18 protein-coding genes are annotated in these 17,447 nt (G+C 67.0%); 8 read left to right on the top strand and 10 right to left on the bottom strand.

The window, feature by feature from the left end; genetic code table 11:
• The first annotated feature begins 13 nt into the window (after positions 1-13).
• Positions 14-736 (top strand): SDR family NAD(P)-dependent oxidoreductase, encoded by a 723-nt coding sequence (locus AB0C38_RS10665; RefSeq protein ID WP_360669869.1) that lies wholly within the window; start codon positions 14-16, stop codon positions 734-736.
• 114 nt (positions 737-850) lie between these two features.
• Here AB0C38_RS10665 and AB0C38_RS10660 read toward each other — a convergent pair whose 3' ends face one another.
• The 4 genes from AB0C38_RS10660 to AB0C38_RS10645 all read right to left on the bottom strand — a co-directional run bounded on the left by AB0C38_RS10660 (position 851) and on the right by AB0C38_RS10645 (position 7,025).
• A complete protein-coding gene (locus AB0C38_RS10660) occupies positions 851-2,017 on the bottom strand; it encodes a caspase family protein (protein ID WP_360669866.1) in 1,167 nt (388 codons plus the stop codon).
• A gap of 1,012 nt (positions 2,018-3,029) precedes the next feature.
• A complete protein-coding gene (locus tag AB0C38_RS10655; protein WP_360669863.1) occupies positions 3,030-3,746 on the bottom strand; it encodes a TetR/AcrR family transcriptional regulator in 717 nt (238 codons plus the stop codon).
• Between the two features lie 5 nt (positions 3,747-3,751).
• Positions 3,752-5,431 (bottom strand): AMP-binding protein, encoded by a 1,680-nt coding sequence (locus tag AB0C38_RS10650; protein WP_360669860.1) that lies wholly within the window; start codon positions 5,429-5,431, stop codon positions 3,752-3,754.
• Between the two features lie 43 nt (positions 5,432-5,474).
• Complete coding sequence (locus tag AB0C38_RS10645) at positions 5,475-7,025, bottom strand: FAD-dependent monooxygenase (RefSeq protein ID WP_360669857.1); 1,551 nt, start codon at positions 7,023-7,025, stop codon at positions 5,475-5,477.
• A 92-nt stretch (positions 7,026-7,117) separates the two neighbouring features.
• Between AB0C38_RS10645 and AB0C38_RS10640 the strand changes: the two genes are divergently transcribed.
• Genes AB0C38_RS10640 through AB0C38_RS10630 form a run of 3 tightly spaced genes read left to right on the top strand, consistent with a single transcriptional unit; the run spans position 7,118 to position 9,191 of the window.
• A complete protein-coding gene (locus AB0C38_RS10640; RefSeq protein ID WP_360669854.1) occupies positions 7,118-7,765 on the top strand; it encodes a VOC family protein in 648 nt (215 codons plus the stop codon).
• On the top strand, positions 7,762-8,007 hold the full coding sequence (locus AB0C38_RS10635; RefSeq protein ID WP_360669851.1) for a hypothetical protein: 246 nt from the start codon (positions 7,762-7,764) through the stop codon (positions 8,005-8,007). The genes AB0C38_RS10640 and AB0C38_RS10635 overlap by 4 nt, the downstream gene beginning before the upstream one ends.
• A complete protein-coding gene (locus AB0C38_RS10630) occupies positions 8,004-9,191 on the top strand; it encodes an alpha/beta hydrolase (RefSeq protein ID WP_360669848.1) in 1,188 nt (395 codons plus the stop codon). Before AB0C38_RS10635 ends, AB0C38_RS10630 begins: the two co-directional genes overlap by 4 nt.
• Here the strand turns inward: AB0C38_RS10630 and AB0C38_RS10625 are convergent, their stop codons facing one another.
• Complete coding sequence (locus AB0C38_RS10625) at positions 9,192-10,058, bottom strand: class III extradiol ring-cleavage dioxygenase (RefSeq protein WP_360669845.1); 867 nt, start codon at positions 10,056-10,058, stop codon at positions 9,192-9,194.
• Between the two features lie 31 nt (positions 10,059-10,089).
• Positions 10,090-10,701: an NAD(P)-binding oxidoreductase gene (locus AB0C38_RS10620; RefSeq protein ID WP_360669842.1), complete on the bottom strand. Its 612-nt coding sequence runs from the start codon at positions 10,699-10,701 to the stop codon at positions 10,090-10,092.
• A 117-nt stretch (positions 10,702-10,818) separates the two neighbouring features.
• Between AB0C38_RS10620 and AB0C38_RS10615 the strand changes: the two genes are divergently transcribed.
• Together AB0C38_RS10615 and AB0C38_RS10610 are read left to right on the top strand one after the other, a co-directional pair.
• Positions 10,819-11,364 carry a MarR family transcriptional regulator gene (locus AB0C38_RS10615; RefSeq protein ID WP_360669839.1) on the top strand — a complete coding sequence of 182 codons (546 nt, stop codon included), beginning with the start codon at positions 10,819-10,821 and terminating at the stop codon, positions 11,362-11,364.
• 114 nt (positions 11,365-11,478) lie between these two features.
• Positions 11,479-12,438 carry an SAM-dependent methyltransferase gene (locus AB0C38_RS10610; RefSeq protein WP_360669836.1) on the top strand — a complete coding sequence of 320 codons (960 nt, stop codon included), beginning with the start codon at positions 11,479-11,481 and terminating at the stop codon, positions 12,436-12,438.
• A 42-nt stretch (positions 12,439-12,480) separates the two neighbouring features.
• On the opposite strand, the gene AB0C38_RS10605 is transcribed toward AB0C38_RS10610, so the two are convergent.
• Positions 12,481-13,380 carry a LysR substrate-binding domain-containing protein gene (locus AB0C38_RS10605; RefSeq protein WP_360669833.1) on the bottom strand — a complete coding sequence of 300 codons (900 nt, stop codon included), beginning with the start codon at positions 13,378-13,380 and terminating at the stop codon, positions 12,481-12,483.
• 88 nt (positions 13,381-13,468) lie between these two features.
• Between AB0C38_RS10605 and AB0C38_RS10600 the strand changes: the two genes are divergently transcribed.
• Both AB0C38_RS10600 and AB0C38_RS10595 read left to right on the top strand, forming a co-directional pair.
• Positions 13,469-13,792: a hypothetical protein gene (locus tag AB0C38_RS10600; protein ID WP_360669830.1), complete on the top strand. Its 324-nt coding sequence runs from the start codon at positions 13,469-13,471 to the stop codon at positions 13,790-13,792.
• The gene (locus AB0C38_RS10595) at positions 13,792-14,313 is read left to right on the top strand and encodes a DoxX family protein (RefSeq protein WP_360669827.1); all 522 of its coding nucleotides are present in this window, start codon (positions 13,792-13,794) and stop codon (positions 14,311-14,313) included. Before AB0C38_RS10600 ends, AB0C38_RS10595 begins: the two co-directional genes overlap by 1 nt.
• Positions 14,314-14,414: 101 nt before the next feature.
• Here the strand turns inward: AB0C38_RS10595 and AB0C38_RS10590 are convergent, their stop codons facing one another.
• The 3 genes from AB0C38_RS10590 to AB0C38_RS10580 are packed head-to-tail and all read right to left on the bottom strand — an operon-like array spanning position 14,415 to position 17,446.
• The gene (locus AB0C38_RS10590) at positions 14,415-15,338 is read right to left on the bottom strand and encodes a VOC family protein (RefSeq protein WP_360669824.1); all 924 of its coding nucleotides are present in this window, start codon (positions 15,336-15,338) and stop codon (positions 14,415-14,417) included.
• Between the two features lie 33 nt (positions 15,339-15,371).
• Positions 15,372-16,973, bottom strand: a complete 1,602-nt coding sequence (locus AB0C38_RS10585; RefSeq protein ID WP_360669821.1) for a cytochrome bc complex cytochrome b subunit — start codon at positions 16,971-16,973, stop codon at positions 15,372-15,374.
• Entirely contained in the window at positions 16,970-17,446 is a 477-nt protein-coding gene (locus AB0C38_RS10580) for a hypothetical protein (RefSeq protein ID WP_360669818.1), read from the bottom strand. The genes AB0C38_RS10585 and AB0C38_RS10580 overlap by 4 nt, the downstream gene beginning before the upstream one ends.
• Between the last annotated feature and the right edge of the window lies 1 nt (position 17,447).

Here is a 17,447-nt window from a genome sequence, read left to right as displayed (position 1 = left end):
CGATCAGGTCGCTTTGGTCACCGGCGCGGGCCGCGGTCTGGGCGCCGCGATCGCAACCCGGCTGCACGAAACAGGCATGCGAGTGGCCCTGCTCGATCGCGACGGGATTTCCGTTCGCGCCGCGGCCACGGAGCTCGACCCCAGCGGCACCACGGCCCTCGCGATCAGCGCCGACGTGGGTGACGTCGCCTCGCTTGAAGCGGCCGTCCAACACGTCAGCTCGACATGGCACTCACCAGACGTCTTGGTCAACAACGCGGCCCGGACGGTGGCGGGATCCGTGTGGGACATCCCGCTGGACGAGTGGGACAGCGTGTTCGCCACCAACGTGCGCAGCGTGTTCGCGTTGACCCGGCTCTGTGCTGCTTCCATGCGTGAACGCGGCTGGGGACGGATTGTGAACCTCGGTTCTCTTGCCGGTCAGCAGGGCGGCTCGGTCGCCGGAGCACACTACTCGGCGGCAAAGGCCGGTGTACTCACGCTGACGAAGGTCTTCGCCCGGGAGCTCGCCTCGTCTGGCGTGACGGTCAACGCGGTGGCGCCGGCGGCCGTGTGGTCACCGGTCATGGACGAACTCCCCGCGGACGCCGTGGACGAACTCGCGGCCACGATCCCGGTCCGCCGGCTGGGCGACCCCGGCGAGGTCGCCGAGCTGGTCGCCTACCTCGTCAGCGACTCGGCCGGGTACGTCACCGGAGCGACCTTTGACATCAACGGCGGATTGTTCATGCGCTGATCGGAGCAGGACATCTCGGCAGCGGCTCGCTGCACCCTTCGAGAGACTACCGCCCGGCTTAGATGGCTCTCCCCAGCTCAGGCACGACGGCAGTGCGGCACGGTCGTCCGGTGGTTAGTCGTGCGCGTCGGGCCCAGGTGGCCCTGACCACTGAGGCTGATACGCCAGGTTACGAGCCAATGCGAGGCCAATTCCATTGGCGTTGCTCATCCGCCGCTGAGGTAGGGGAAATTCTTGTTCGCTGGCTCTCCTGAAGAGCTGCTGGTAGATGTCGTCGACGGTGAGGAGTTCACCGAGGCCTGGGATGCCTTCACGGAGGACCTCGATGAGTGATCCGGTGAATTGCGTGTAGCTGCTGTCAGCTGGTGCAAATGCAGCGCGGTTACTGCTCGTTGATGTGATCACATAAGTGGCGGGGATCGCAGTGAGACCATCCAATGGCCCCATAGCTTCCAACGCTCGACCCGAGAAGCAGCTGTCCAGGATTACAACAGACCTATGTGCTCGACTGTTCGAGATCAAGTCCCTGACCGTCTCATACGGGGCGGCAGTGAAAGTCCGGTCGGCCTTGGTCTCAGGGGTGGCTAATAGCAATTCTCCTTTCTGGGAGACAAGCCCGTGTCCGGAAAAGTAGACAAGCAACGTGTCGGAGGCGCGCTCTGATGCTCTTTGCACTGACTCAAATAGCTGGAGTGTGCTGGGATTGTGCAGCGTAGTGATGTTCTCGTTGAGAAACACGCCCCCAGGCTCAGCAAGAAGACGATGGAGTTCGTCGGTGCCAGCTGTGACGACCGGAAGGTCGGGAAGATACGTGTCGTAATACCGGGAGACCCCAGCGAGAACGACCTGGGAGGTCCTAAGGTCGGGTAGAACTGGGCTACGGCTTCGCAATTGGGGGCCGCTGACGGAAGCTGATCCCTCGCGGTAGGTTCGCCTCTCAGCTGCGTAGTTGACAGCGCCATGATCGGCGGTGCCGGTCGGCGGCTTAGCGCTGTTGACCAGATCAGATGAGCTAGGGCGGTTGCCCGGAGGCAACTGGGTCATCCCGGTCCCCGGCGGAGTCGGCAGGTCGAGCAGGTGAGCCCGGGTGGCTGGACGCCAGAGCTGGTCGAGCTCGTCCAAGAGCGCGTCCTCGTCTACGCGTCGGTGCCGGTTTCGATTATTGAGGAACTTTACGAGCTCGAATAGCAGATCGCCGTTCGTAGGCAGCTTGCGTCCCGCCAGTAGGGCATGGATGGTTGTATGGCTGCAGCGGACCTCGCCATTGGTCGCTTTGAGCACGCCGTCTGCGATGTCTCGAGTGGAGGGCTCTCCTGCAAGTTGATGAAGCCCGTGCAAGAAGAGCAGCAGCTCCTGATGAGGCCCCTTGGGCAGGTCCGGGAACCGAAGTCGACGAGGCACGGGGTTCTCCGTTCGCCCATGGAGCCTGTTGGAAACCAATGTAAACCTTTGGCAGCCTCCACGCTAGCCGGGCTGACCATGGGAGGGTCCTCAAACATCAGCCCAGAGAGGGTTGCGACCATGGCCAGCCACTCACAGTCGAGCGCGAGGCAGCCTCGGTCTGATGTCTCGGCGAGGCAGATCGGCCGGGAGTCTGGTCCCGCCCCGCTCACAGGTCACTCGGCCATCGTCGGCCCCGCTCCAAAAGATACATCCCGCGACACTGACGCCCAGGATGAACGGTGTCCGACCTGCCAGTCCCCCAAGTGTCTGGCCCTCGTCCGCGCGGGCGAGCCTCCTGCGGATTGGAAGGACCTCGTGCACCGCCTCGCCATGTTGTTTTGCAGTGGCCACTGGACGTGGCATAAGACCGCGAACCTGGTAGTGACCTCGAGCTGTCTGGCTCTGCTGTTCTATGCCTGCGCGGGGAACAGGATCCCACTGGTGATTGAGTATCTGGGCGCATCTCCCTTTCGCTGGGGGTCGGTCTCAGGTTGCTGCGTGCTCGCATCCGCAGTTGGGCTCTGGCGCGTGCGCCGACGACGAGTTGCCACCGACGATCGGGAACGTCACAGCCGGTTCCACTAGCAAGCCAACAAGCGGACAACTACGAGCCCGCGGTATCACAGCCGTGTTCTCCAAGCTTGCCGATCAAGCCGCATGCCAGAAACACCGGGCTCCTGCAGTTGTCACCCAGCGGCGTTCGACCAGATCGCCTGCCGGGCCGCAACGTTGTCGAACCTGCTCAGACAATGGTGCGGTCTGACCACCAATTGCGAGAGTTCGGGTCATCATCTGCCGCGATCCTCTTCCTCACCGTGGTCGCCTGGAACAAGGCATAGTCATATACGCCCTAGCCCCGAGCGATGTACCGCTCGAGATCGTCGAGGTTCTCCCTCACCACCGCGAAGGCGTCCTCGACACTCGCGACGGCCGATCCACGCCCGTCCGGACGGCGTAGCCCGGCGACAGCCGTCTCCGCGAGCTGCTCCGAGACGGCTTTGACGTCGTCACCAGGCCTGATCCACCAGGCGACCCAGTTGCACATACCGAGCACGCCCAGCGCGGCCGTCCGGGCGTCGACCGGCCGGAACTCACCCTGCGCGATCCCGGCTTCGATGACCTCGACGAATGCGGCCAAGAGTCCGCGCCGGCCGTCCCGGTGGGTCTGCGCCACGACCTCAGGCAGGTCACCCTCCGACATCACCAGCAACCGGAACTGCCCGGCGTGCTGGGCGACCCACGCTGCGGTGCTGCCGGCCAAGGTCAGCAGTTTCGCCGCGGCGTCGAGGTCGTCGCGGCGGACCACCGCGGCGGCGTTCGCGACGCCCATCTCGGTGGTGTCGCGCACCAGATTCGTCAACAGCTCCTCCTTGCTGCTGACGTAGTGGTAGAGCGCCGGACGCGTCATGCCGAGTGCGCTCGCGATGTCGTTGAGTGTCGTCTTCACGAACCCGCGCTCGGCGAACAGCCGAGTCGCGTTTTCGTAGATCTCGTTGAGCACCAGTGCCCGGCGCCCGGAGTCGACCGGGCGCTGGGTCTCGGCCGTGCTGTCGTTCGACGCGTCCATGCCGGTCAGGATAAGACCGGCGGCACGAGCTGCTCTGCCGCCGACCCGCCGGCGAACCACCCGCGGATCACCTTCTTGTCGACCTTGCCCACCGCCGTGCTGGGCAGCTCGTCCACGAGATGCAGCGACTCGGGCCACTTGAACTTGGCGACCCCGCGGCCCTCGAGGTAGGTGCGGATGGAGTCCAGGTCCACATCGGTGCCCGGCACCGGCACGACAACCGCGCAACCCCGCTGGCCCAGCCGCTTGTCGGGCACGGGAACGACGGCGACCGAAGCGATCTGCGGGTGACCGTTCAGCAGGCCCTCCAGCTCATCGACATTGATCTTCTCACCGCCGCGGTCGATGACGTCCTTGATGCGCCCCTCGATCGAGAAGCAGCGGTAGCCGTCTTCAATCCTCGCGACGCCGAGGTCACCGGTGCGGTAGTACCCATCGCTGGTGAAGGCCCGCCGATTGTGCGCCTCGGTCTTCTCGGCTTGGCCCGGTTCGCGGGCGTCGTAGTAGGCCGTGATCGTGTATGGGCCACGAACGCACAGTTCGCCGAGCTCGCCGTCGGCCAGGCGCTCTTCGGAGGCCGGATCGAGGACGAGAACTTCGTCCAGCGGGCTGATCGGCACGCCCACGGAGTTACGGCGGGCCGCGCCGGGCGCATCGAGCGGAGTGGCCACGAACATCCCCTCCGCCATGCCGTAGAGCTGGCCGGCCCAGATCCCGCCTTCGTCGAACGCCTCGTACATGCCCAGCGGCGGGCGGGCGCCGGACATGACGACCCGGCGGATCGTTCCCGACGCCACCATGAGCGGGATCAGCGGAATGAGCGGGGCGCCGGCGATCATGTCCGTGATGCGCTCATGGGTGAGTGCGGAGACGACCACCTGGCCAACAGGAGTGAGCAGCACGCAGGTACCGCCCACGGAGTGTGGCGCATGCAGGGCGCACACGACGCCGGCGTTGTGGATGATCGGCGCGCCGTGAGCGACTCGGACCGTCTCGTCCCAGCCCAGTACGTCGGCGTAGGCACGCGCGTTGTACCAGTACTCGTGATGGCGTCGTGGGATGAGTTTCGGCGTTCCGGTCGTGCCGCCGGACAGCTGCAGCACAGCTACCCCGTCCGGATCCAGAGCCTGCTGCACTGCGTCGACCCGGGCACGCGCGGCGGCGGCGTCGCCTTCGACGAGGTCTTCCAGCCGCATCCCGGCCGATCCCGCCGAGGCACCGACGGTGACCAACAGCTTCAGCTGCGGGATGCGCCGTGCGGTCTCCTCCGCGAAGGCGATCATGTCGAAGTCATCGCTGGATTCGACGATGTGCACCGAGGCACCCGACCGCATGGCGATCTCCTCGATCTCGTGACGGCGGTGCGCCGCAAGCGTGCAGACCGGCACCAGCCCGGCCTTGAGCACCCCGTACCAGGCGAGGACCGTCTCCAGGCGGTTGGTGAGCTGGAGCAGGGCGCGGTCACCGGGCGCGGCGCCCGCGCTCAGCAGTCCCGCGGCGATCAAGTCGGTGGCGCGCGAAAGTTCGGCGTAGGTCATCCGGTTCTCGCCCGCAACGACGGCCTCCCGGCCGGCGTGGGTGTCGGCGACCGCCTGCCACTCCTGGATCAGGGTGCGGTCGGTCCACATGCCCTCCGCCCGGAACTGGTCGGCGAGCGGGTGCACGGCGGTGTGCGTGGTGGTCATGGCGTCTCCTCGGCTTCAAGGATGTGGCAGGACGACGGAGGTGTCAGGTCAGGTGGACAAGGTCGGTGCGGCCACTGAGCACCGCACCGACGGCGACGCTGCGCAGGGCGCGGGGCAGGTCGATTCCCACCGGAACGGCGAGCTCGAGGCGGACGCGTTCGGCGAGACCGAGCCGGGCGTGCACGGCGGCGGGTGTATCGGGCCCGGTGAGCCACGCCCCGTCGGCGCCGTCGGCCACCAGCTCCTTGATCGCCTCGAGAGCGACCTGGGCCGTGACGGTCAGGGGAAGATGGAAGAGGGCGACCGACACGCCGTTTTCCGCGCACCAGCCGACGCGATCGGCCGTCTCCACGAGCCGCCGCGGCAGCGCACTGGTTCCGGCAGCCGGCAGGGGCGCGCCCAACACCGCCGCGGCGAGCCGCTCGGGGTCCGCCGCATCGGCCGGCGTGACGTCGATGCCGAGGCCGACAGCCGCGGCGATGACGGCCTCGGGCCGGCTCGAGGCGAACTGTTCGACCGATACGTTGCCCGAACGCGTCATGAACGAGGTGACGAGCACCGCGGCCGGGAGGCCGATCCGGCGGGGGAAGTCCTTCCACCACTGCTGGCTGCGCTCAGCGATCGCCTGGAGCCGCTCGACGCGGGGTCGCCGCCGCCGTTCGTACTCGGCGAAAGCCTCGGCAAGATCCGGGATCCCGGTGACGGCGTCCGCAAGCGCGATGGCGTCTTCGAGCGCCAGCTTGGTGCCCGAGCCGATCGAGTAGTGCGCGGTGTGCGCGGCGTCCCCGAGGAGTACGACGTTTCCGTGCGACCACCGTCCGGCCCGGACCGTCGCGAACTGCTGCCATCGAGTGGCGTTGCCGAGCAACCGCGAACCGCCCAGGACCTGCGCGAACGCCGCGGACAGGAAGTCGAGGCTCTCCTCGTCGGACTCCCCTGTCGCGACCTCGCGGTCGAACCCGGCTGCCCGCCACGTGGCCTCGTCGGTCTCGATGAGGAATGTGCTGTGTTCATCGTCGTAGGGGTAGCTGTGTGCGACGAACGTGCCGTAGTCGGTGGTCGCGGCCGTGAACGTCGCCGCCGGGAGTGCGAAGCGCGCGCCGCACCACAGGTAGCGCACGTCGTCGACGCGAACCTCCGCCGCCAGTTCGACACCGAGCTTGTCCCGGATTCGGCTGCGCACGCCGTCAGCGGCGACCACCACATCAGCGTCGACGTCGGTCAACTCGGCGTGACGCATGACGATCCGTACACCGGCATCTTCGGCATGGGCCCGGAGCAAGCCCAGCAGGGTGGCTCGCCCGATCGCGATGTCGGCGCCGGATCCGGCCATCCGGAAGGCGTCGCCGACCAGCATGTCCATCCGGCCACCGCGATGCCCGGCCGCCTGGATCGTCTCGGCCGATTCGGGATCGGCTGCAGCCAGCGCTCGCAGGGTGGTCTCGGTCAACCCGACGCCGAAGCCGAACGTGTCCGCCGCGGCGTTGTGCTCGTAGACGGTGACGCGCCACTCCGGCTTGGCTCGCTTGATCAGCCGCGCGACGTAGAGGCCGCCCGGCCCGCCGCCGACGACGGCGATGTGTCGTGATGTCACGTTCCGGCTCCTCGAGGGTTTGACGCTCTTGACTCAAGAGTCGCATACTTGCCTCACGAGTCACCAGCCCCGGTTTCACCTCAGGAGGACCCATGTCCGACCAGCGGCATTCCGTCCGCGGCGTCGACCACGTCGCGTTTCCGACCTTCGACCCGGCGGGGACCGTCCGGTTCTACCGGGACGTCCTCGGCTTCCCGGTCGTCCACTCGATCTGCGCAGCCGGCTGGGGTCCGGCTGATCACCCGGACTTCATCCACTTCTTCTTCGACATCGGCAACGACGACAGGATCGCGTTCTTCTACTACTTCGGGCTCGAACCTTCGGTAGCCGGCGAAGGCGCAAAGGGCGACTCCTACGCCCGCTTCGACGAGGAGGTTCCCGACTTCTTCGTCAACTCGCGGCACCTGGCGATCCACGTGGACAGCGAAGAAGACCTCCTCGAGTACCGGAACCGGATGGATGCCAGCGAGTGGCGCTGTGAAGCCCGGATCCAGCACGAGACGATCGAGTCGATCTACACCCACGACCCGAACGGCTACCTCGTCGAAATCACTCGCGCGATGCGCCCGGTGTTGCCGCAGGAGGACCTCGACGCCACCCTCACCATCGACGCGCTGCTCGACATCCTCGACGGGCCGAACCAACCCACCCTGGCCGGCCTCATGACCCGCAAGGCCGAGCTGATAGTGCAGCGCGCCGAGGCGTGGCAGAACACTCAGCCTGCGGGGGCACCCCGATGACCTGCCTCTACGTACTGGACGTTCCGGAGAACACGCCCTTGGTCGAGCTGAGCAGAGAGCAGGACGACCTCAAGGTGCGCCCCGTAGGTCCTTATTGGGAGATCACGTCCGACGGGCCGATCGTGATCGACCGGCGAGCCACCGGCATGCGTCATGCCGTCTGGTACTCGTGCGTCGCGGGAATCACCCGGTCGCGCATCGCACAGTGGGACAAGAACGCGCTCCGGCTGGAGGAATCATGACCCGCGAGGTCACCACGAGCCTCCACGCGCTGGGCACGGCCGACGGCGCCGGAGTCACGGGCGTTCTCCGTGTGCCCGAGGGCGCCACGACCGTGACGACCCTGATGCACCCCCGCCAGGATTTCACCCACCACCCTTTAGTGCCCGGGCTGCTCGCCCACGGCGTAGCGGTGTGGACTCAGGGCGCGCGATCGGTCAACGACGACATCGCCCTGGTCCACGAGCAGGCCTTGTTGGACTTTGCCGCCGGCCAGAGGTTCCTGCGTGACCGCGGTTTCAGCTCGGTCGTCACCGTCGGACACTCCGGCGGCGCGGCATTGTCGGCGTTCTACCACCAGCAAGCCGGGCTGGCCGCGGGAGAACGGCTGGCCACGACTCCGGCCGGCCGCGAGACCGGCTTCGCTCGCGCGGAGATGCCGTTGCCTGACGGTGTCGTTTTCGTGGCCCCGCACCCGGGGCAGGGCCACCTGCTCATGCGGTTGATCGACCCGTCCGTCACCGACGAGGCAGACCCCCTCGCCCGGGATCCTGAACTCGACCCGTACTCGACCGTCAACGGATTCGCGGATCCCCCGGGCAAGACGGTGTACGACCTGGAGTTCGTGGCTCGCTACCGCGCGGCGCAACGAGACCGGGTCGCACGGCTCGACGCGATCGCACTCGAGCGGGTCGGCCAGGCGGCTGCCGCGCGACGCCGATGGATGGACACGCGGAACGCCGAGCACCGGCGGGTGGCCGACGCACCGCGCCTGCTGACCGTCTACCGCACGGACGCCGACCTTCGATCCGTCGACCTCACGATCGACCCGAACGATCGCCCGTACGGATCCCTGTTCAAGCAGCGGCCGGACCTGAGCAACTTCGGCCTGCCCGGCTTCGGCCGGATCACCACGCCTGATGCCTGGCTCTCGACCTGGTCCGGCCTTTCCACCAACGCCAGCATGATCGGGTGCGCGCCCGGCGTCACGGTACCGGCATTGCTGATCGAACTCACCGGCGACCAGGCCTGTTTCCCCGCCGACATCCGGGAGATGGCCGACGCCATGGGCTCCCGCGAGCTGACCGTTGCGCGAGTGGAAGGCACCCACTTCGGCGGCCCGATCACGCCGGGCCGCCCCTCGGGTATCCAGCTGGCCACGAAAGAGATCTCGGCGTGGCTGGAGAAGTTCTTCCCCGCTGTCTGATCAGGCGACCTGGATCGAACGGATCGAGTTGTTCCCGACCATCCGGTCGATGGCCGTGATCGTCGTTTCAGGGCGGTCCGCCGCCCCGAGCGTCAGCAGCAGCGGAACGAAGTGTTCAGCCGTGGGATGGGCGACATCGGCACAGGGCGCCTTGACCCGGTAGTCGGCGAGAGTGTCGACATCTCCCCTGCCGAGGGCTTCCGCAGCCCACGCGTCGAAGTCCCGCATGGGCCCTGCGAGTTCGGGCCTGCGCAAGGCCTCGAAGCTGTGGGTCATGAAGCCGGAGCCGATGACGAGCACCCCTTCTTCGCGCAGGGACCGAAGGCGCTGTCCGAGTGAGAACAGGGCGACCGGGTCGAGGCTGGGCATGCTGAGCTGGACCACCGGCACGTCAGCCGCGGGATACATGGCCATGAGCGGGATGAACGCGCCGTGATCGAGCCCGCGACGGGCGTGCTGGTGCACCTCTGCCGTCTCGGCCAGCTTTCCGACGACCCGCCGAGCGAGAGCGGTCGCGTCCGGCGTCGGGTAGAGCAGCTTGTAGTACAGGGGATGGAACCCGGTGAAGTCGTAGTAGAGCGGGGTGCCGATGGCCGGGTTGGTGACAGCGAGCGGCGCGTCTTCCCAATGCGCGGAAACGATGACGACACCTCGCGGCTTGGGCATGGACTGCGCCCAGGTGAACAGGTCATCCAGCCAGACCGGGTCGTCGAGGGTGGGCGGGGCCCCGTGGCTGACGAACAGGGCTGGGAGGGCCCCGTCGTCGCTCGTCCAAAGGCGCTGCGCGTAGGCCTCAGGCAGGACACGGGACACCAGCGCGCGGTAGGCGCCGGCCGGGCTCTCCGGGTAGTGCGGGTCGTAGGGCATGGGGTGTTCCCTTTCTCATGAGATGAACGAATCAGCCGGCGACGACGAGCGCGTGACGGAACCAGCCCGCGTCCGAAACCGACGAGAGCAGCCGCTCAGCGACGTCGGAGCGCGTGACCGAGGTCCGCAGGCGGAGCGTGGCCGACGCGGGAACCACGCTGGTCCGGCCGGCGGCGCGCCCGTTCGTCAGCCGGACCGCGTGCACGACCGTCCAATCGAGCTCGGAAGCTCGCAGCAGCTCCTCAGCGGTCGCCTTGTCCCGCAGCATCTCGCCCATGCTCAGTGCCGAGACGAGCTTCGCCACACCGCTCAACCGCGCGCGGAGCACCGCGAACGACGACAGCACCACGACGCGGCGCACGCCGCTCTGATCGGCTCCGGCGATGATGGCGCGGGTAGCGTCCGTCATGACGCTGCCTTTCGCCGCACCCAGCGTGCTGATCACCACGTCCATCCCCGCCATCGCGTTCCCGACGTCATGGGGATCCGTCGCCTGCCCCGTCACGACCTCCAGGTCCGGATGCGTGAGCGACAGCTTCTCGGGCGAACGCACCAGCACCCGGACGCGGTGGCCGGCGGCGAGCGCCTGGTCGACGAGCAGAGCGCCGGTCGCGCCGGTGGCGCCGAGCACCAACATCTTCATGACAGCCTCCTTGACTTGCAACTTTAAGTCAGAATACGGAGGCATGACTTAAAGTTGCAAGTCATCAGAACCGTGTCTCAGTTCACGCTTTAACTCACATGCGCTAAGATTCCCGCCATGACGAAGGCATCGACGACACCGGAAAGTCGAGACGACGGCGAAGAAATTCGCTGGCTCACCGCGGAGGAACGACGAGCTTGGTTCGCCCTCGCCAGCCTTGTCTCCCGGCTCGACTCGGCTCTGGACACCCAGCTCCGGCGCGACTCCGGGATCAACCATTTCGACTACGTGGTGCTTGCCACGCTGTCGGACGCTCCCGACCGGACGATGCGCATGAGCGACCTCGCGTCCCTCTCTTCCGGCAGCCTTCCCCGTCTGTCCCAGGTGGCGGCCCGCTTGGAGAGCCGCGGGTGGCTGCGCCGGACACCCGACCCCACCAACGGCCGGTACACACTGGCCGTGCTCACCGACGCAGGCCAGGCGATCGTCATCGGCGCCGCTCCCGGTCACGTCCGCGAGGTCCGACGGCTCGTCTTCGACCCCCTCACCAAGGCCCAGGTGCAGCAGCTCGCCGCGATCGGCCAGCGCATCGCCCGAACGATCGATCCCGCGGACCACTGGCTGGCCCGGTCGACGGAGGCCCCGCAGCCCACCGGTGAATGAGGCCCGATTGGGCTGCCATCCCACAACCGAGCACCGGATTTGCGTCGCCGTCGCGGCTTCGAAGAATTGCCGGGGAGAATTTCATACGTTGCCTGTCGTCATTGTCACTGTGCATTGTCACTCACCGTCGAGGCGGCTCAGGATGACGTCATGAATGGACTGCAGCTTCCCGAAGGCGTGGGGCTCACCGCGCTGTTCGCCGCTTACGCTCGCGCGCAGGAGACCCGCCGCACCGATCGGCTGTTCGCTGATCCGCTGGCCGAGGAGTTCGTCGTGCGCGCCCTGGGCGTCAACGCGGAAGGCAGATCCCTCCCCCGGCTCGGTCCGGCTCGGGAAGACGACTCATCGCACCTCTGGAACGGGCTCTACAGCCTGTTCTCGGCCCGCACGGGCTTCTACGACAGCTACCTCCTCGACCGGGTGACGGCGGACTGCCGACAGATCGTCCTGCTCGGCGCCGGACTCGACACGAGGGCGTTCCGCCTTTCGCTCCCTGTCGACACTGTCGTCTACGAGGTCGACACGCCCGGGGTTCTGACCTTCAAGGACAAGGTGCTGGCCGACGTCGGCGCAGAAGCCGCGATCCGGCGGGTCCCGGTCGAGACCGATCTGCGCGACGACTGGCCCCGCGAGCTGCTGGCGGCCGGTTTCGCCCCGAAGACCCCGACAACCTGGCTGGCCGAGGGCCTCCTGATGTACTTTCAGCCGGCGGAGACCGACCGGTTCCTCGACGAGATCGGCAAGCTCTCCGCCCCTGGCAGCTCACTGGCGGGCGAGTACCTCACCCGTCGCACCCGTCTGACCGACATCCCGATCTCCGACGACAGCGACCGCGCGGTCGCGACCGTCTTCGTCTCGTCCGACCAGGGAGGACCGGAGCTCTGGCCGCCGTCCGAGTGGCTCAGGGCCCACGGCTGGACCGGCGACGGCCCGGATCTCGTGGACGAGCTGAACATCGCCGGACGCCCCGTCCCGGAGCTGTTCAATCCACACAAGCCAGACGCTCTGCGACTGCGCCTCTTCAGCGCGGCCCTGAACCCACGCGACGATCGGCCAGGCACCGCCAACAGGTAGGTAGCTCCTGACACTCGCACGTCGAGAACGGCAACCTCCTGGTCAGCGTTCGCGCGCGCGATGCTGCGCTGCGACGTGGCGCGCGGCGTCGATGAACGCGAGGCACGCGGGGTCGGTCTCGTCCGAGTGCCAGGCCAGAGCCACCCGGCTGGGCGGCAGGCCGGTCAGCGGGACGTACTCCACTCCCGGTCGCGGGAAGTAGACGACGGCCGCGGCGGTCGTCAGGGTGATCGCCCGGCCCGCCGCCACCGCGAGCAGTTCCTCGTCGACGTCGCCGACCTCGATGAGGCGTGGCGCGGGCCGGTCGCCGCGCACGGTGCCCGCGTACCAGAACTCGGCCCACACGGGATCGGCGGTGCGTCGGACGACGACAGCCTCGTCGAGCAGTTCAGCCACGTCGATGCTTTCGCGGCCGGCAAGCGGGTGTTCCGAGGGAAGTCCTGCCACGCGCGACTCTGAGAGCAAGGGCAGGAGCCGCAAGCCGCGCGAACGGAACGGCGGGCGGACGAAAGCGAGCTGGACGTTCCGGCTCTGCAAACCCGCTGAAGGATCTTCCCAGCCATGCCGGCGCAACTCGACGTCCACACCTGGGTTCCGGGTGCGGAACCGGTCGACGATGGCCGCGGTCAGCTCCCCCGCAGCCACCCCGTAGAACCCGATCCGCAGCACCCTGCCGTGTGCAGATTGCCGACACTCCCGCTCAGCGTCGCCCATCAGGCGCAGGATCTCCCGTGCGCGCTCGGCGAAGCGTGCACCCGCCTCCGTGCAAGACACCGATCGGGTCGTCCGTTGGAACAGGGCGACGTCAAGGTGCCGCTCGATCGCTTTGATTCGCGCGGACAACGACGGCTGTGACATGTGCAACTGTTCCGCTGCGCGGGAGAAGTTGAGCGTGTCGGCCACCGCCACCACGTACCGAAGGTGCCGCGCCTCGAGATTCATAACCACACGCTACTGAATCCTTTGCGTTCGGTCTTTCCCTTGTGGACCTTTCCACTCTTAATGTCGACCTCGAACATGAGGGAGAACCATGACTACTTCCACCACGAGCGGCGCTCGGATATCGGCGCACGTTCACCATCCCGATGACAAGCCCGCGAAATGGCAGCTGGCCGTGTTGTCGTTCATCGGGCTCTACCCGCTTGTGATGCTGGCTTCCTGGGTCAGCTCGGCCTGGCTGCCGCAGCTCATGCTGCCGGAACGGACGCTGCTGGTGATCGCCCTCGTGGTCCCGACGATGACGTACCTGGTCAATCCCCTGCTGCACCGCCTCGCTCATCCATGGCTGCATCGCGCTCGTCATGCCGCCCGACCGCCCGCAGCGCACGGCTTCTCGCCGGACAAGGAGTCCTGATGTCCTGGTTGCACCAAGCGCATCGCCAGCTGGAGCACGCTCCGCACCGCCAGCCGGTTTGGACCGCTGCCACCGTCTTCGCCCGCATGACCCTGTCTCCGGGATTCCTGTCGGCCGTGGCCGACCGGCTGGGCGTCTGGGGGCCGGCCGACACCGGATCGGTCACCTGGGGAGACTTCGCATCCTTCATCGAATACACGCAGAAACTCGCGCCTTACTTGCCCATCGGGGTGGTCCAACTCACCGCGTGGGTCGCGACGGCCGTGGAGCTGGTCCTGGGCTTGAGCTTGCTGGCCGGCGTGGCCATGCGGTGGTCGGCTTGGGCCGCGACTGGACTTCTGCTCGTGTTCGCGCTGTCGATGGGCATCTTCGTCGACTGGGAAGCACCGCTGAGCGCCTCGGTCTTCCCTGCCTGCGCCGCGGCCGCCCTGCTCGCCCTCGCACCCGTACGCACCTTCGCGCTCAGCCTCGACCGGCTTCGCACCGCGAAACGAGAAGCCCAGCCGATCGAGATGGCCTGACCAGTACACCCCACGCGAGCAGACCGAGCCGCTGGAGCCATTCGGCGCGGGCTCGGTCCACACCGACAGCACCTTCAGCGCGCTCTGCGCAGTTCGAGGTGTCAGCCGGGACCGTGCGCGCCGGTCATGTGCGCGGCGAGGTCCTCCGGCATGACGAATGACGACGGAGGCGGTGGGCCCCAGCTGTAAAGGCTCTTGGCGCCCTCCCACACCCCCGGCTCCCACGATGATTCGTCCACGATGCAGTCGAGGTCCGAGTAGTACTCGGAGAAGTTGCCCGCTGGGTCCTTCAAGTACCAGAAGAAGTTCGACCCGACGAAGTGGCGGCCGAGTCCCCAGATGTGCCGGCCCGGGTCCTTCTCCAGCATCGCCGCCGCACCGCGACCGACCTCGTCCACGTCGTCGACCTGCCAGGAGGTGTGGTGCAGGAAGTTCACCGGGGCCTGCTGGACGAGGATGTTGTGGTGGTCGGTCGAGCACCGCATGAAGACCGCGATCGAAGGTACGACATCGGAGATCTTCAGGCCGATGCCATGGGTGAAGAACTTCTGAGTGGCGGCCTGGTCCGTCGAACCGATCACCAAGTGCCCGAGTTTCCGCGGCCGCACCCGTTTGTTCCGCAGGCCCCCCGGCGCCCGCGAGGTTCCGCGGTCGGCCCGGCCCGGCCCGTTGTACAGGACGGCCGGAGCCGGCACCTGCACGAGGGGCGACATCACCTGGACCACGGCGCGGAAGCCCGCGATCGGCTCCACAGCTTCGACGCGGCCGTCGCTCACCGCGCAGGCCACACCGATGTCCAGGACTTGGCGGGCCACCCGCTCGATGTCGTCCTGGTACTCGGCGCCGAAGACGATTTCGGTGACCTTGCGCCGAGGCGCGTAGACGAGCCGCAGCTGCTCGCCGCCGTCCGTGGTGGCGAAGCGGTGGTCGCCGAGGTGAACGAGGCCGAATTCCTCGTAGTACGCCGTGGTTTCGTCGACGTTAGGGACGCCGATGGTGACAGATCCCAGCCGGTGTAGCGCCATACCCTCGTTACCTTCGAACCAGGTCCGATACGGTCAATGCTCACCGTTGCGGCGCGCTCGCTCGACTGCCGCCGTCTCTTCGACAGGATCCGGCGTCAGCAACGACCCTGGCACGGCGTGCCCGGCTGCGCCCAGCTGATTCATCCGCTTGGGCACCGTTGCGCCCTGGTACTCCAGCGGAATCGGATGACCGTGGTCGTCGACCTCACCCAGCGGCTGGTGGATCTCAAGGTACCCGCCGGAAGGCAGACGTGTGATGATGCCCGTCTCGACGCCGTGGTCCAGCACCTCCCGGTCCGCGCGCTGCAGGCCGATACAGATCCGGTACGTGACGAAATACATCAGCGGTGGCACGACCAGTATGCCGATCCGGCCCGCCCACGTCGTCGCGTTCAGCGAGATGTCGAACTGGTCGGCGATGATGTCGTTGAACCCGGATAGCTCGGCGACCATGAACAACCCAAACGCCATCATGCCGAGTGACGTCCGCACGGGTGCGTCGCGCGGCCGCTGCAGAATGTTGTGGTGCGCGGTGTCCTTGGAGAGCCGCCGCTCGATCCACGGATAGGTCAGCAGCAGGGTGAACAACAACGGCATGCCGATGGCACCGGGGAAGAACACGGCCGGGATCGTGTAGTTCCCGAGGTAGACCTCCCAGGCGGGCCAGATTCGCAGCAACCCGTCCGCCCAAGCCAAGTACCAGTCCGGTTGCGAACCGGCCGACACCTGCGACGGATTGTACGGCCCGAGGTTCCAGATGGGGTTGATCTGGAACAGTCCGGCGAGTAAAGCGAGTACGCCCGTGACGATCACGAAGAAGGCAGCCGCCTTCAGTGCGAAGGCGGGGAAGATGCGGATGCCGACGACATTCGTTTCCTTGCGCTTCACACCGGGAAACTGCGTGTGCTTCTGGTACCAGACGATTCCCAGGTGCGCCGCGATCAACGCGAGCATGATGCCGGGCAGGATCAGGATGTGGATCGTGTAGAGCCGCGGGATGATCTGGTTGCCGGGAAACTCGCCGCCGAACAGTCCCCAGTGGATCCACGTGCCGATCACCGGGACCGAGAGGATGATCCCGGAAAGGGTGGCGCGGATGCCGGTGCCGGACAGCAGGTCGTCCGGGAGCGAGTAGCCGAAGAAGCCCTCGAACATGCCGAGGATCAGCAGGGTGGCGCCGATCGCCCAGGTCCCCTCGCGTGGACGGCGGAACGCGCCGGTGAAGAAGACGCGGCACATGTGGACCGACATGGCGGCGACGAAGATGAGCGCGGACCAGTGGTGCAGCTGGCGCATGAACAGGCCACCGCGGACCTCGAACGAGATGTCCAGCGTGCTCTGGAACGCACGCGACATCTCCAGGCCCTGCATGTTCGTGAACGTGCCGTGGTAGACGACCTCCTCCATCGAGGGATCGAAGAACAGGGTCAGGTAGATCCCCGTCAGCAGCAGCACGATGAATGCGTACAGCCCGATCTCGCCGAGCAGGAACGACCAGTGCGTCGGGAACGCCTTGTTGAACTGGTGCCGCAGCCCCTTCGAGACCCGGTAGCGCTGGTCGACCCAGTTCGCGGCGGCACCTGCGGCCTCCAGTGCGTGCGGGTCGCCCTTCGTCGGCGTAGTCAACGAGCTCATGAGATCCGCACCCTCCTGCGGAGGACGGCGTAGGCCAGCGCGGTGCCGAAGAGCTCCAAGATCGCCAGCAGGACGGCCGTGAGGTCGAACGGCATCGCCCAGCTGCCCGCGGTCGCGGAGTGGACGTGCCGGATGTTGTCTTCGGTGTCGGCGAGGAAATGGAAGTAGGCGCCGAAGATGAACGCACCGGCCATCGAGATGACCAGGAGCACGGCGCCCGCGCGGCCAGGATGCCGGTAGTGGCGGTAGCTCCCGTACAGGGACATCACGATGACAGCGGACGCGTACACCAGCTGCCCGATGTCCGACGCGACTGATCCACCGAGGTGCGCGACTCCGTGCAGGCCCGCGAGGACGAACTGGACGATGACCACGGCGAGCATCAGGCGGTCGATCCTCGCGACCAGTGGCGGGTCCTTCACCACGGCCTTGCCGTTGATCCGGGGTACGACCCCGGAGCCGTGTTCGGTCATC

The organism is Amycolatopsis sp. NPDC048633 (assembly GCF_040650695.1).
Classification (GTDB): domain Bacteria; phylum Actinomycetota; class Actinomycetes; order Mycobacteriales; family Pseudonocardiaceae; genus Amycolatopsis.
The sequence above is the reverse complement of the archived record's forward strand: the minus strand, read 5'-3'. Positions and strand labels throughout refer to the sequence as shown.

What these genes read in the sequence shown, in the direction of transcription:
- AB0C38_RS10655 (WP_360669863.1), bottom strand. Translation starts at nt 3,746, where the DNA reads ATGGACGCGTCGAACGACAGCACGGCCGAGACCCAGCGCCCGGTCGAC.
- AB0C38_RS10650 (WP_360669860.1), bottom strand. Translation starts at nt 5,431, where the DNA reads ATGACCACCACGCACACCGCCGTGCACCCGCTCGCCGACCAGTTCCGG.
- AB0C38_RS10640 (WP_360669854.1), top strand. Translation starts at nt 7,118, where the DNA reads ATGTCCGACCAGCGGCATTCCGTCCGCGGCGTCGACCACGTCGCGTTT.
- AB0C38_RS10635 (WP_360669851.1), top strand. Translation starts at nt 7,762, where the DNA reads ATGACCTGCCTCTACGTACTGGACGTTCCGGAGAACACGCCCTTGGTC.
- AB0C38_RS10630 (WP_360669848.1), top strand. Translation starts at nt 8,004, where the DNA reads ATGACCCGCGAGGTCACCACGAGCCTCCACGCGCTGGGCACGGCCGAC.
- AB0C38_RS10625 (WP_360669845.1), bottom strand. Translation starts at nt 10,058, where the DNA reads ATGCCCTACGACCCGCACTACCCGGAGAGCCCGGCCGGCGCCTACCGC.
- AB0C38_RS10620 (WP_360669842.1), bottom strand. Translation starts at nt 10,701, where the DNA reads ATGAAGATGTTGGTGCTCGGCGCCACCGGCGCGACCGGCGCTCTGCTC.
- AB0C38_RS10615 (WP_360669839.1), top strand. Translation starts at nt 10,819, where the DNA reads ATGACGAAGGCATCGACGACACCGGAAAGTCGAGACGACGGCGAAGAA.
- AB0C38_RS10605 (WP_360669833.1), bottom strand. Translation starts at nt 13,380, where the DNA reads ATGAATCTCGAGGCGCGGCACCTTCGGTACGTGGTGGCGGTGGCCGAC.
- AB0C38_RS10600 (WP_360669830.1), top strand. Translation starts at nt 13,469, where the DNA reads ATGACTACTTCCACCACGAGCGGCGCTCGGATATCGGCGCACGTTCAC.
- AB0C38_RS10595 (WP_360669827.1), top strand. Translation starts at nt 13,792, where the DNA reads ATGTCCTGGTTGCACCAAGCGCATCGCCAGCTGGAGCACGCTCCGCAC.
- AB0C38_RS10590 (WP_360669824.1), bottom strand. Translation starts at nt 15,338, where the DNA reads ATGGCGCTACACCGGCTGGGATCTGTCACCATCGGCGTCCCTAACGTC.
- AB0C38_RS10585 (WP_360669821.1), bottom strand. Translation starts at nt 16,973, where the DNA reads ATGAGCTCGTTGACTACGCCGACGAAGGGCGACCCGCACGCACTGGAG.
- AB0C38_RS10580 (WP_360669818.1), bottom strand. Translation starts at nt 17,446, where the DNA reads ATGACCGAACACGGCTCCGGGGTCGTACCCCGGATCAACGGCAAGGCC.